General features: G+C 44.1%; 12 protein-coding genes. 5 read left to right on the forward strand and 7 right to left on the reverse strand.

The window, feature by feature from the left end:
- Positions 1 to 371: 371 nt before the first annotated feature.
- Together AYW76_RS01020 and dapA are read left to right on the forward strand one after the other, a co-directional pair.
- Complete coding sequence (locus tag AYW76_RS01020; RefSeq protein WP_067214700.1) at positions 372 to 2,993, forward strand: cyclic nucleotide-binding domain-containing protein; 2,622 nt, start codon at positions 372 to 374, stop codon at positions 2,991 to 2,993.
- Positions 2,994 to 3,417: 424 nt separating this feature from the next.
- Positions 3,418 to 4,290 carry a 4-hydroxy-tetrahydrodipicolinate synthase gene (gene dapA / locus AYW76_RS01025; RefSeq protein ID WP_067214702.1) on the forward strand — a complete coding sequence of 291 codons (873 nt, stop codon included), beginning with the start codon at positions 3,418 to 3,420 and terminating at the stop codon, positions 4,288 to 4,290.
- A 63-nt stretch (positions 4,291 to 4,353) separates the two neighbouring features.
- On the opposite strand, the gene AYW76_RS01030 is transcribed toward dapA, so the two are convergent.
- Positions 4,354 to 5,991 (reverse strand): NAD+ synthase, encoded by a 1,638-nt coding sequence (locus AYW76_RS01030; RefSeq protein ID WP_067214704.1) that lies wholly within the window; start codon positions 5,989 to 5,991, stop codon positions 4,354 to 4,356.
- Positions 5,992 to 6,067: 76 nt separating this feature from the next.
- Between AYW76_RS01030 and AYW76_RS01035 the strand changes: the two genes are divergently transcribed.
- Positions 6,068 to 6,313, forward strand: coding sequence for a PP0621 family protein (locus AYW76_RS01035; RefSeq protein WP_067214707.1), 246 nt, complete (start codon positions 6,068 to 6,070; stop codon positions 6,311 to 6,313).
- On the opposite strand, the gene AYW76_RS01040 is transcribed toward AYW76_RS01035, so the two are convergent.
- From AYW76_RS01040 to AYW76_RS01065, 6 genes are all read right to left on the reverse strand, one after another.
- A complete protein-coding gene (locus tag AYW76_RS01040) occupies positions 6,307 to 6,699 on the reverse strand; it encodes a hypothetical protein (protein ID WP_067214710.1) in 393 nt (130 codons plus the stop codon). The two genes, AYW76_RS01035 and AYW76_RS01040, sit on opposite strands and share 7 nt — an antisense overlap.
- Positions 6,699 to 7,598 (reverse strand): hypothetical protein, encoded by a 900-nt coding sequence (locus tag AYW76_RS01045; protein WP_067214711.1) that lies wholly within the window; start codon positions 7,596 to 7,598, stop codon positions 6,699 to 6,701. Before AYW76_RS01045 ends, AYW76_RS01040 begins: the two co-directional genes overlap by 1 nt.
- Entirely contained in the window at positions 7,592 to 7,885 is a 294-nt protein-coding gene (locus AYW76_RS01050) for a hypothetical protein (protein ID WP_197467742.1), read from the reverse strand. Before AYW76_RS01050 ends, AYW76_RS01045 begins: the two co-directional genes overlap by 7 nt.
- On the reverse strand, positions 7,882 to 8,382 hold the full coding sequence (locus AYW76_RS01055) for a GspH/FimT family pseudopilin (RefSeq protein WP_067214716.1): 501 nt from the start codon (positions 8,380 to 8,382) through the stop codon (positions 7,882 to 7,884). Before AYW76_RS01055 ends, AYW76_RS01050 begins: the two co-directional genes overlap by 4 nt.
- 74 nt (positions 8,383 to 8,456) lie before the next feature.
- Complete coding sequence (locus AYW76_RS01060; protein WP_067214719.1) at positions 8,457 to 9,740, reverse strand: DUF5610 domain-containing protein; 1,284 nt, start codon at positions 9,738 to 9,740, stop codon at positions 8,457 to 8,459.
- Positions 9,741 to 9,820: 80 nt separating this feature from the next.
- On the reverse strand, positions 9,821 to 10,681 hold the full coding sequence (locus AYW76_RS01065) for an alpha/beta fold hydrolase (protein ID WP_067034320.1): 861 nt from the start codon (positions 10,679 to 10,681) through the stop codon (positions 9,821 to 9,823).
- Between the two features lie 88 nt (positions 10,682 to 10,769).
- Between AYW76_RS01065 and pabB the strand changes: the two genes are divergently transcribed.
- Together pabB and AYW76_RS01075 are read left to right on the forward strand one after the other, a co-directional pair.
- On the forward strand, positions 10,770 to 12,164 hold the full coding sequence (pabB, locus tag AYW76_RS01070; protein ID WP_067214722.1) for an aminodeoxychorismate synthase component I: 1,395 nt from the start codon (positions 10,770 to 10,772) through the stop codon (positions 12,162 to 12,164).
- A gap of 6 nt (positions 12,165 to 12,170) precedes the next feature.
- On the forward strand, positions 12,171 to 12,821 hold the full coding sequence (locus tag AYW76_RS01075) for an NUDIX hydrolase (RefSeq protein ID WP_067214724.1): 651 nt from the start codon (positions 12,171 to 12,173) through the stop codon (positions 12,819 to 12,821).
- Positions 12,822 to 12,875: the final 54 nt, after the last annotated feature.

Here is a 12,875-nt window from a genome sequence, read left to right on the forward strand (position 1 = left end):
AAAACAAAGTGATAAAACTTTAACTGTCTGATAAATAAGCGTTTCAAATGAGGATAATGTACATTAGGAATGTATTTACTAAGAGATCAATAAAATCCCACTCATCGTTTTCCTAAAGACAATAAAAAAGCGTGTCGTCAAGCTTACACCCTTCCCTAACGAGCAACCTTTGTAGTAATTTAACGAAAATAAAGTAGCAATCAGAAAGACTTAAGCCGCCTTATTTAAACGGCAAGAGGAATACATTTTGCATCTTTTCAAGACAGCGTAACTATCAAGGTACGGCGAACATCGTTCTATTTGTCACAATTATTAGTCAATATGTTCGTCAGCAAATTTCAACACCAACATGTCATCATCAAGGTGGTTTAATGGATTTATCGAATTATGTGAGTGCACTTCCTTTTGCAGAGAAGGCCTCTAAACAAGTCATTCAAACCCTAAATGAGCTTGTCCAACTGAAGGAGTTACATGCGGGTGATATGCTGGCTCAGCAATTTGAGGTGGGACACTCTCTTTATTTTTTAATGTCGGGTGAAATTTCAATTTCCATTCCTCTTCAAGAGTCAGGCAAGTCCTATCATGTAGGTCTCATCAACCAAGAATTTGCACCTATCGGCTGGTCAGCTTTTCGCCAACCGTCTCGCTACGCAACCAGCTTTCAGGCAACAAAAGCCTGTAAATTGATTAGTTGGCCTATCGCAGAATTACAAAAAATATTGGATTCTGATACGGAATTTTCAGACCACTTTTTAACATTTCTGTACTGCGAATCTCTACCTGTTCTAACTTCAATTCAAAATCAGACACGCCCTTTTTTCTCCAATGAATCGTTGGCATTTGAAGAAACACGACCTCTAATTAACCCAGAACTACAACAGCAACCGATCAAACAGTCCGTTGCTTTTTTATCTGACACCGCCTTCTGCGAAGGCTTCACCCAAAATGAAATACATGCGATCGCAAAAAAATCTCATATTATTTTAGCGCATCAGGGAGACATCCTTTCACAACAAGACCAGCCTGAAGATGGCCTGTATTTACTTGTCCAAGGAAAAGCCGTTGTCAGCTATCAGACCGAAGCTGGCGACATCATCACCACTCGAACCATTTCTCGAACAGGAACCGTATTAGCTTGGTGCACTAATCCTTCGGGCCAACGCAATCGCGCCACGATTATCAGCTCTCGTGATTCAACGGTGCTGTATGTTAGCCGTGACGATTTACTCGAATTGTTTGAACAAACTCCGAAGCTAGGCATCAAATATTGGTACCGCTTAATTTGGTTGATCGGTACTCATCTGGTTTCTGCACGCATGCGCTACTTATCGCAAATCGCTGGAGATGAAGTCTTAGCGGTCAACAGCATGATTGAGCAAAATGCAGCCGTGTTACCCGTCAGCTCACCCCTTTACAAGGTGGGCTCACTGTTAAAGAACACCGTAACAACGGATGAAGCCTTTGGTGTTTTGTACCGCTGTCTTCATTACGGGACGCGTATTGAACGAACGGTAGCGGGTATGAGCCTAGATATTCTCAAAGACCTTCAGCGTGAGAATGCCTTCTACAATAAATTGGCTCACATTTACGATAGCGTTAATACTCTCCCTGAAGAACAAAACGATACCGATGTGCGCCGTTTTGCGACCGAACAATTTAAACAAGCCTTTAAACAAGTCCCGTACATTATCAAAGGCATGGAAAACTTGCCTAAAAAACAAGGCTGCCTGTTTATCTATAATCATTTATTAGGTTCGGGGAGCACTCAGTTAGCAAATGGTTTCCGCTACTCACTAGATGCGCAGTTCATTAGCTCCATGGTAATTTATAAACAGTACGGCACCGCAGCGCAGCGCGTTGTCCGTCGTAGTAAGGAATTTGAATACTGGCGCGATGCGTATTACGAGCGGTTTGGAAATATTTTTGTGGATAGCTGGGGAGCGCTGACACCTGGCACCGATGTTTACGATAATTTTATTGCGGATGGTCAAGCGACGCTGCGCTCTGATACGCCTTTGTTGATTTCTCCAGAAGGCAAGAGCTTCGCAACGGATCAGTCTCCAGGTGAATTACTGCCTTATGTCTTTGAACTTGCGGGCTCTCTTCCCGAGGATGAGGAACCCTGGATTGTTCCAATTGCGGTCGCAAACTTTGATAAACGCGCGGATCATAATATCTACACAGTTGTAATCAAGCCTGCTTTTCGCATTTCGGAGCGAGTCGATATTCATGACAAAGTCGCGTTGAAACAGTTTTTAGCAGACTACCAAGAAGAGTTTCGTAAAGTGGTCATTGAAGCTCAAGAGCTGGCTCAAGAAATCAAGAAGCATCCAATACTAAGCCGCCGCGAAGGCTGTATTTCAAACGTAAGGAGCGTTAATCAGATCGACGTAGAATTTGAGTCTGATGTTCGAGAATTGGAGTTCCGGTCTGCTCATCGACGTTTTGAGAAACGCCCTGTGGCTTTTTATGGCAGCTCTACCATTAAGTTTTGGTCTGACTACGACGCACCATTTGATAGCAATGAAACCGTTAACTTAGGCTTTAATGGTGCAACCATTGATGCATGCGTCTATTACTTTGAACGCATTATTTTACCCTACCAACCACGTTCTCTAGTGCTATATGCCGGTGACAATGACATTGGTAACAAGCATAGCAGTAATAAGGTTATAGACCGTTACGTCAGTCTACTGGAAAAAGTGGATCGTCATTTACCGGGAATTCCCGTTACTATTTTAGGGGTAAAACTTAGCCCAACCCGCTTAGCGATGAGCAGCACTGTTGAAAACACGAATAAGATGCTGAAACAACTGGCACGAACTCGACCTAATACGCTTTACGTAGATACTAATAACGTTATTTTAGACAAACAGGGCAACGTAGATGAAAGTTTATTTGAGGGTGACCGACTGCATTTAAATCGCAAAGGGTATCAAAAACTCAGCGCTGAACTAGCGCAATTCAAAGCACATATTTTTGATCAAAACTAGCATTTTCCAACGTATAGAAAGGACGTATTGGAATGCCAATACGTCCTTTATAAACCTTCTAGAAGAGCAAAACTCGCTAATTAAACATAATCGTAATCAATGATAGTACACCACTGAAACAGTCCGTTATTTACGCGCTAGAAACTCCCCAATAAAAGCGAATAAAAATACTCAAACAATAGCAATTCACCGTTGACTAACTCAGTAAAAACCTTCAGCATAATCCCCATCAATATTTATAGTATGAACAATTTTAAATGACTCAGGTTACAATCACTTCTAAACACAACGGCGATAAACGTAAGGGTAAGAAACCTTGCGACGCTGACGTGTGGATGTAATCTAATAAAATCCCCGGCAGCATGTTTGCCGACGGGATACCTTCAAGCCAACATGCTGTTTACACAATAAATGAGGTAACAGTATGTTTCACGGTGCAATCACTGCTTTAATCACGCCCTTTTCTAATAATCAGCTTGATGAAGATGCGTTACGTCGCATGGTTCGCTGGCAAATTGACTCTGGCATTAATGGCTTAGTACCTGTTGGCACAACAGGCGAAAGCCCTACCCTGAGTGAAGCAGAGCATAAACGTGTCGTTGAAATAACCGTAGAAGAAACCAATAAAGCCGTCCCAGTTATTGCTGGAGCAGGCTCAAACAACCCAATTGAAGCGGTTGAATATTCGAACTTTGCGACACAAGCAGGAGCCGATGCAACCTTACATGTTGCTGGCTATTATAACCGCCCTAATCAGCGCGGTTTATTTGCTCACTACGAACATGTTCACAACAACACTGAATTGCCCATTATTTTGTACAATATTCCTCCTCGCTCAGTGGTTGGTTTAGAGGTCGCAACCTTAGCAGAGTTGGCGAAATTAGAGCGTATCGTCGGGGTTAAAGATGCAACAGGGGATCTAACACGCCCGATTCGAGAACGCGCGTTAATTAACAAGCCTTTCAGTTTTTTAAGCGGCGATGATGTGACCTGTGTCGCCTACAATGTTGGAGGTGGCAACGGTTGTATTTCAGTAAGTGCCAACGTAGCACCAGCGCAAGTCGTTGAACTTCACCGTCTGTGCCGTGAAGGAAAGTTTGTCGAAGCTGCTGCCTTACAAGACAAACTGTTCGCGTTACATGCCTCACTTTTCTTAGAACCCAACCCTGCGGGAGCAAAATACGCCCTATCTTTACTAGGCCTTTGCTCAGAAGAAGCACGCTTTCCTATGATGCCACTTGAGCAAAGCAGTAAAGCCGCCATCCGTACTGCTATGCAACATTTAGACTTACTTTAACGATAAAAAAATAGGCAGCCAAGTGGCTGCCTATTTGTCTACACTTAATGGTTTCATCGAACGTTAATCGCCAATATGCCAACCGTTGGTCATTGGATAGCGGCGATCTCGACCAAAGCCACGCTCAGTAATTCGCACCCCTGTTGGCGCTTGGCGTCGTTTGTATTCGTTCAAATCTACTAATCGCAAGACACGATAAACGGTTTCACGATCGAATTCATTTGACGCTAAAATCGCCTCTGCACTCATGTCCTGCTCAATGTACTTATGTAAAATTTCATCCAGTACATCGTAGCTAGGCAGCGAGTCCTCATCAATTTGATCGGGTGCTAATTCGGCGCTTGGCGGGCGTGTAATAACACGCTCGGGAATCACATACCCTAACGAATTACGGTAACGACAAAGACGAAACACTAACGTTTTGAAGACGTCTTTCAGTACCGAATAGCCGCCCACCATATCGCCGTATAAGGTGGCATAGCCAACGGCCATTTCGCTCTTATTACCCGTGGTTAACACCATATAACCTTTCTTATTCGAGATGGCCATCAGTGTTACACCACGCGTACGAGCTTGTAAATTCTCTTCCGTCGTATCACGTGCGTACCCCTCAAACTCCGGTGCTAACGTGTCCATAAAAGCGGCTACCATGGGTTCGATAGGCAATACGCTATACTCCACTCCCAGCAATTTGGCTTCTTCCTGTGCATCTTCAAGACTCATAGAAGATGTGTAGGTATAGGGCATCATAACCGCCTGTACGCGATCCGCACCGATGGCGTCTACCGCTACAGCTAGTGACAAAGCCGAGTCAATACCGCCACTCAAACCTAAAACAATGCCTTTGAAGCGATTCTTTTCTATGTATTCACGCAGCCCTGTTACCATCGCTTGATAAACACTGGCTTCAACATCAAGCGTTGATGCGATGTCGCCTCGGATCGGCTCTAAACGTGGCTGGCGGTCTTCCGCAATAGTGAAGTCGACACAATACAAACCAGTTTCATACCAAGGGGCCTGTCTTACTTTGACACCTTGTGCGTCAACCACAAAGGAACCACCTTCATAGACCAACTCATCTTGTGCGCCCATGTAATTCACATACACAATTGGCAACTGGTTTTCACTGGCACGGCGATGAAGCAACTGTTCACGCACGCCCATCTTCTCGATATGGAAAGGCGAGGCATTCAGATTCAATATCAGCTCAGCACCGGCCTCTTTCGCTTGTGCAATAGGTTCTGGATGCCAAATATCTTCACAAATGCTTAGGCCGACTTTGATGCCTTTGATCCCCACAATACAAGCCGTATTACCCGCTTGAAAGTAGCGCTTATCATCAAATACTTGGAAATTAGGCAGTTTCTGCTTGCAGTACTCACCTAATATTTGGCCTTGATAAAATACACCAGCACAGTTAAATAGCTCACCGTCAATGTCCCTCGGGTAACCTACCACAACATAGATGTCATGAACTTGCTCTAAAATTTGTGCCAATGCAGCTTCGATGCGTGGCCTAAGGCTTGGACGTAGCAGTAAATCCTCTGGTGGATAACCTGTTAAGGTTAATTCGGGAAAGACAATCACATCTGCATTTTGCTCGTCTCGTGCGATAAGAGACTGTGCAATTACAGATTCCGTGTTATTTTTAATGTCGCCAACCAGCATATCCAGTTGGGCCATGGCTACTCGAATGGTCATTTCGTTGCTATCTCAGACGCTCTGTTAGATTATATGAGTGTTATTGTCGTGGAATTACAAGGCGAAGGTAAAGAGCATGATTGTACGTTTATTATTTTTTATTCTGGTTTTTGCTATTGGCTGGGTGATTTATCGACAATTTGCCAAAGCAATCATGGCAAAATCGAAATCAGTCAAGAAAACTAAAGACACCAACCATGAAGAACCCATGGTGAAATGTTCGACCTGTGGCACCTTTGTTCCAAAGAGTCACGCGGTGTATGACCATAATCAAACACCGTTTTGCTCTGTTGAACATAAGCTCGAACACAAATCTCAATGATTCAAGACTAAGGTTGAATAGCGCCCGTCATCGTGTATCCACCAGCAACGTATGCGTTGCTGGTCTCGAGTCACACACCAACGCTCCACCGCCAAATGATTGACGCGCTGCTTTTGTAACCACACGTGACCCACAGACGTATTATTTTTAGTCCAATGACCACTTTCTGGTGAACAAAAATCACTGCACAGGCTCACTGAAGCTGACATAAAAGAGAGCAACACATAGCTTTCATGCCAAATCGTATTTTCACGAGACAATTTCTGTTGAGTTCGCCACAGCTCATTGCTTTGAAGACTGGTTTGATAGCGCACCATCAACATTCCAAATACGATCACCAACATTAACACCGGTACTGACACCCATCCGCGATACACTTTGCTCATCAGCGTTCCCCCCTCACATTGATAAGCAATTTGCCTACGCGACTGCAGACGCCATCGTATTGCCACGTATCGCCTCGTAAGGTGTCGTATGAAAACAACCTATCGGTTACCGTACAGTTCAACTGATAATACTGATATTCAAGCAATAAACCGGCTAATTTACGAACGGGCATGACCCCATAGTCAACACGCACTTCATCCGCCACACCATCTTCGTCGTAATCGAGTATGGGGTACACTCGCATACGCGAAACATTTGGTGAAAGCTCTAAAGCATTTCCGGATAAGGCTGGGCGACGCCACAGAGCATTGGCTCCTGATTTACCTTGTTTAATGAACCAATAAAATGGCATATCCCTGCTTACTAGCACACTATCCGTAAGTACTTGAGATGGTATCTGAACCTTAAAGTCAGATGCAGACATTGACAGCACTTGCCCCTGCTCAATGTAAGAGCAGTTGCTGACCGACATCCAATCCCCCACGTTTAACCCATCACAGACATGGTCCACTTGTACTAACGAACCAGAGACAGAGCCATAACTTGCACAGGCACCGATATCACTCGCTTGAAGCCAATCAGACTCTGCATCCAAAGAGTAGTGGTTGAGCCTTATGGGTTTCAATGCACTAGAGCCAACTTCGACTTGAGACATACCCGCTAAACACCCATATCCACCTAGACGAGAAAACTGAGCTATAAACTGATCTTGAACAAAGGTTTCTAACTCAGCAAGCTGAAGAACCTGCTGGCGGATCGTTAATTGGGCTTCAAATCGATGAATGGCAGGGAGTATTAACAGCATCAGGCCCATTAAAATAGCGATTGCTACAAGCACTTCCAATATCAGAAAACCTTGCTTAGCTCTTTTGCTATTGAGTGCTCCAGTCATTACCATTGGTTCAACTCATAACTAAGTAAAGCACGAAGCTCCCCTGCGCGACACTGCTGACACAAAGGCCGATTGAAAGCGTTTTCAGAGATCGGAATATCTAATTCAAACAATTCTTTAGCCTGATACTGAAAGCGGTTTTTAGACGTATCTTCGTGTTCGTTTAACAATGTATGCAGCTGTTGATCAAGCTGTGCCTGTTGCCTTTGCGCTGCCGACAAAACGAATGCTACGCAGGCTGATACAATAAGCACTTCAAGCAACACCCAACCTCTTTGTTTTCTATGATTCAAAGGCACTTGCTTACCTCATAGCTTTGATCATCCAGATAAGCGCGACCACTTTGATTCATTAATAATCGCTGCGCCTGACTGTTTTCATTGCAAATGTAAAAAGAGCCATTTTGATAACTGGATAAGCCAGTTGGTAAAAATAAGATATAACGCCTTTGAGGAGGGAAACCTTGCCAGCGTATGCGAGTATTTTGCTGAAAGAAATGACGCTCAATCGTCGACGATGCAAAGCGCAGTGACGCTTGTTCAGACCAATTGCCATCACAATGCTCGCCACCACATAGGCGAACCTCTTTACCGGACTGGACAGATAAACTTCGAGCACGCTCGATAAGCGTTAAAAGCCCGTCGACTTCTTGTTGATTGGCCTGCCTTGCTAACCAGATATCAAAGAAGTTGGAGGAATCACTGTTTAGAAACGCAGACGATATGATTGAGATCATCGCAATCACAATCAGTAGTTCTGGAAGAGAAAATCCATGGATAGAACAGCGCAAGACACACTCCTTATGTCTAAGCAAGCCAGCATCCTTGCCAGCTTATTGCATCATTTTATTGGGTAAAACCGAAATCAAGCGTTACTAGAAGGCTCCTCATTTGTACCTTCAACACCTTCAGATTCAGCGGTTTCAGTACTGTCAGGCGCCGTAGTTTCTTCAGGCATTAACCATTGGCTAATTCGCTCAATCATTTCTTTCTGATATTCGAATACTTGTCTCATATCATCCATTTTCTGCGATTGTTCTTCACGCATACTCATAATGTCTGTCATAGTGGACTCTACAACATTACGAAAGTCATCGAATAAATCCGAAGCTTTTTTAACCGTTTCCTCTAAAGCTTGACGGTAGTCAGACAAAGGTTCCTGAATTGAGCGCATGCCTGGGTTTTGACCGTAAGCAGACACGGCTTGAGAGGATTTCATAGTTTGGCTGGTTTGCAGTGTCATCGAAAAGTTGGCTAACTGAGTCGAGTCAAAGCCCATCTCAAAACCACGCTGTAACGCCCCCGCCACATCACCCTCAAAGAACAGGTCCGACACTTCCCCTGCAGAATTCATCATATCTTTAATGGCCGCAAGTTCATCTTCATTCAAATCACCCTCAACACTGAAATCAAAAGCGAAGGCTTGATTGGCGCTTTCATAGCGCGCATAACTCATACCATTGTCACTAATGCTTGCCGCCTCGCCTTGCTCGCTTGCACTTAACGAGTACAAGTTAAGACTTACAACATCCCCTTCCTGAGTCGTCATTTGAATCTGAGAATAGTCTTCACGACGATAGCTTGATGAAGTCGTCATAGCAGCCACTTGGGAAACGGCCTCAGTGTCAGCAAAAAACGCTTTATCCAATGCATCAAAGCCTTCGGATAACAGATCTTCTGTTTCAGTGATGCCTTGCTCTACCCCTGAATTCATCAGCCAGCCTAGCGCATCCAACTTCTCTTTTGCATCTTCCATCCCTTTTTTTACCGCTTCTTTGGCGGTTTCTAGTACCGATGCTAAACGCTCGTCATCCGCGCCTTTGTTTTGCAAATTTTCCATGTAATTGCCAACATGAGACAAAATGCGCTGCGCTACTTTTTCGGGAGAAAAATCGTTTTCCGAGCGTTCTTTCGCATTGGTCGCTTGCTCGGCAGCATTCGCATTAGGAGAACCAAAGGATGCGGTAAACCTAGCAGACAGAGATTGCTGAACAATGCCCATTGAGCGAAATGATGCAGAAGAAGGACTATAGCCGTCTGAACCCCACTGTTTCAGTGCTGTCGCGCCACCAGATTGAGTCTCTTGACTGCGATGGTTTGGTGTATAAGTAGGCACCGAGCTACCTAAACCTTTTAATGGATCAGACATAATCCTTCCTCGTATAATTTTTACCGTTGCTTAATTATCGACCAAAATCTTTTAAACTTGAGCAAAAAAACAACATTCTTTTACGAAAACCAGGCCTCTATCTCTTTTGCGATCTGTCTTGGCTTTTGAAACGGTAATGAATGGTCACAACCTGAAAGAGATGTATGCTGCCAACCCTCATTTCTCGCAGCTAACACATCATAATGCTGGCGCAATAATTCATGACTTAATTTCCCTGATAACAAATACACCTGATCCGCAGCGTTTAGTAAATCATCACGCAGGCTGACATTAGTAGACACTTTTTCGACCCAATCAGTCACTGCATCCAAAGCATAACTAAAACCCAAAGGTCGATGCGCCAAACGACTTTGAGTGGTTGCTTCAGCCACTGGGTGCTTGCGACGATTAGGTGAGACCCCCTCCATGAAGTGCGCAATACCCAATTCTACATCCCCTGTTTCACGTATGGTTTGAGACGCAAGACGATAGCGCTGTCGAACCTCGGCTAGAGTTTCCACACATTCACGCTCTAATGACGCAGGCTCCATCAACGCTAATTTATGAGACGGCCTGTGCCCAGCTCTTAATTGAGCATTCAGGTACAAAGCGACTAATCCACCAAGCGAGTACCCAATAATATCGAATTCGTACCAATTCAAATCTGCCAGTAAGCTTTGAATATCCCCAGATAAAGACTCTATCGTTAAAGGTCCTTCAGAGGGTCCATGATAAAAAGATTCTCCCATACCGTTCAAATCGGGTATGAGAACCCAACGCCAATGAGTGAGATACTCAAGCATTGGACCATACGTCAACTCGCCAGCGACACCAGCACCATGAAGCATTAAACAACAGCCATCTGTTTTACTATTGGGCACCTCAATTAATCGATACGACAGTTTTGTATCAGACAATTGCAGTTTTTTTCTCTCGGACACTTTAAATCTTCCTACTCAATCCCAGATTTCGGGTAAAATAGCGATACTAAACGCTTGAAAACTCTTTAAATATACGTGGTTCTTAATTATGGCAGAAGTCAAACTCATTAGTTTGCCTTATGAAAGCACTCTTGCTCGACTGTTCCCAAAGTTCAGCGATCTTTCTTATCCTATTTTATTTGATAGCAATCATGCGTCATTCAGTGACACACGCTGGGATATTTTAAGTGCCGCGCCGTTGGCGGTGGTAAATGCGCAGGGTTCAGATTTCTCCTTAGAATGGTTCGTTGAACCATTGGTGCAAGCAAACGTAACAGACAACCCGATGAATCTATTGACTGAGCTTGTTGAGTTTATTACCAGCCAACCGTGGTCAACAGACACATCTCTTGCATTCAATGGTGGCCTGCTAGGCTACTATAGCTACGAAGCAGGTCGTTACGTTGAAACATTGCCACAAAATGTGATTGAAGATGTTCAACTGCCACATATTTTATTAGGTTTATATGGTTGGGCACTGGTTACTGATCATCATAAACAGCTCACGACACTTATCGTCACACCATGGTGTCAATTCAGCGAAGCAGAACTCACAGAGCGTCTGACAAGAGATGATGATCCAACACTGAATGCTGAATTTTCTTTAAATAGCACCTTCAAAGCAAATATGACGGCTGAAGGCTACGCCAAACGCTTCCAGAAAGTACAAGATTACATTCAAGCTGGCGACTGCTATCAAGTAAACTTAACGCAACGCTTTAGCGCCTCATACCAAGGCCAAACTTGGCCAGCTTACTTAGCGCTAAAAGAAAGCTGTCCGACGCCTTTTGGCGCTTACTTTCAGCTACCGGATGGACGCGCGGTCTTATCTCACTCTCCCGAGCGTTTTATTCTGTGCGATAACGGCCGAGTTGAGTCAAAGCCAATTAAAGGAACTCGACCACGTGGCGCCACAACGGAAGAGGATCAAGCTTTAGCCGATGAACTTTTGGTCTCCCAAAAAGACCGTGCCGAAAACTTGATGATCGTCGATTTATTGCGAAATGACTTAGGCAAAAACTGCGTAACAGGAAGTGTAAAAGTACCAAAGCTATTTGCACTCGAAAGCTACGCCAATGTTCACCATATGGTATCAACCGTTGAAGGTAGTATTGAGAAAAAAGGTGATGCGTTAAAAGTCTTTCAAGAAAGTTTCCCTGGCGGCTCTATCACTGGCGCGCCCAAAGTACGAGCTATGCAAATCATCGATGAACTAGAACCCCATGAGCGCAGCGTTTATTGTGGCTCAATGATCTATTTTGGTTGTAACGGTCAAATGGACTCCAGTATTACTATTCGAACCCTCATTGCGGATGGGCAAAAGATACACTGCTGGGCAGGAGGTGGTCTTGTTGCAGACTCTGTCTGCGAAGAAGAGTACCAAGAAACCTTTACCAAAATAGGCCGTTTAACTCATACTTTAGAAAAGCTATTCCTTAGGTAATAATACATGGTTGACGTCTCACGCTTTTTAAATTCCCCTGCCATTACACCGACGATTGATGAAATTCGAGCGGCTTTGAATGGTGAGGCGCCAACTAAAATCTATAACCCAGACCAAAAAATTGCGCCACATGCCTATCGTCATGATTACCGTGCCGCAGCCGTACTCATTCCTATTTACCATTGCCCGATCGATAATCAGCTTCAAGTACTACTGACACAACGCTCTTTAAATATGCGAAACCACCCCGGCCAAATCGCCTTTCCGGGTGGCAAACACGATGCGGAAGACGCCAGTATTCAATACACGGCATTAAGAGAAACGCTGGAAGAAGTTGGCCTTGCACCTGATTGCTTTGAATTACTCGGTGATCTTGGAGAATACTGCTCGATTTCGGGTTTTTGTATCAAACCCGTGGTCGCTGAAATGACTCGAATGAGTGAATTAAGTTTAAGTGAAGAAGAGGTTGAGCAAGTACATTGGGTGCCTTTAAATCATTTATTGGACCCGAGTAACTTTAGCTATGTTGAAAGAGAAATAGGCAATTTAAAACGTGGCTATTTTGAGATTTCCTACCACGGTTTGCGCATATGGGGTGTTACAGCGGGTATTATTTCTGGACTGTATCAAGCGATTGAAAATCATTCTCACGACTAGCCTGATTGCATTATAAGGATAGGCGGCATTTGTATTTTATCTCCCCTAATTTAC

The organism is Marinomonas gallaica (assembly GCF_001639745.1).
Taxonomy (GTDB): Bacteria; Pseudomonadota; Gammaproteobacteria; order Pseudomonadales; family Marinomonadaceae; genus Marinomonas; species Marinomonas gallaica.

What these genes read in the sequence shown, in the direction of transcription:
- AYW76_RS01045 (WP_067214711.1), bottom strand. Translation starts at nt 7,598, where the DNA reads ATGGTAATGACTGGAGCACTCAATAGCAAAAGAGCTAAGCAAGGTTTT.
- pabB (WP_067214722.1), top strand. Translation starts at nt 10,770, where the DNA reads ATGGCAGAAGTCAAACTCATTAGTTTGCCTTATGAAAGCACTCTTGCT.
- AYW76_RS01020 (WP_067214700.1), top strand. Translation starts at nt 372, where the DNA reads ATGGATTTATCGAATTATGTGAGTGCACTTCCTTTTGCAGAGAAGGCC.
- dapA (WP_067214702.1), top strand. Translation starts at nt 3,418, where the DNA reads ATGTTTCACGGTGCAATCACTGCTTTAATCACGCCCTTTTCTAATAAT.
- AYW76_RS01040 (WP_067214710.1), bottom strand. Translation starts at nt 6,699, where the DNA reads ATGAGCAAAGTGTATCGCGGATGGGTGTCAGTACCGGTGTTAATGTTG.
- AYW76_RS01075 (WP_067214724.1), top strand. Translation starts at nt 12,171, where the DNA reads ATGGTTGACGTCTCACGCTTTTTAAATTCCCCTGCCATTACACCGACG.
- AYW76_RS01030 (WP_067214704.1), bottom strand. Translation starts at nt 5,991, where the DNA reads ATGACCATTCGAGTAGCCATGGCCCAACTGGATATGCTGGTTGGCGAC.
- AYW76_RS01035 (WP_067214707.1), top strand. Translation starts at nt 6,068, where the DNA reads ATGATTGTACGTTTATTATTTTTTATTCTGGTTTTTGCTATTGGCTGG.
- AYW76_RS01060 (WP_067214719.1), bottom strand. Translation starts at nt 9,740, where the DNA reads ATGTCTGATCCATTAAAAGGTTTAGGTAGCTCGGTGCCTACTTATACA.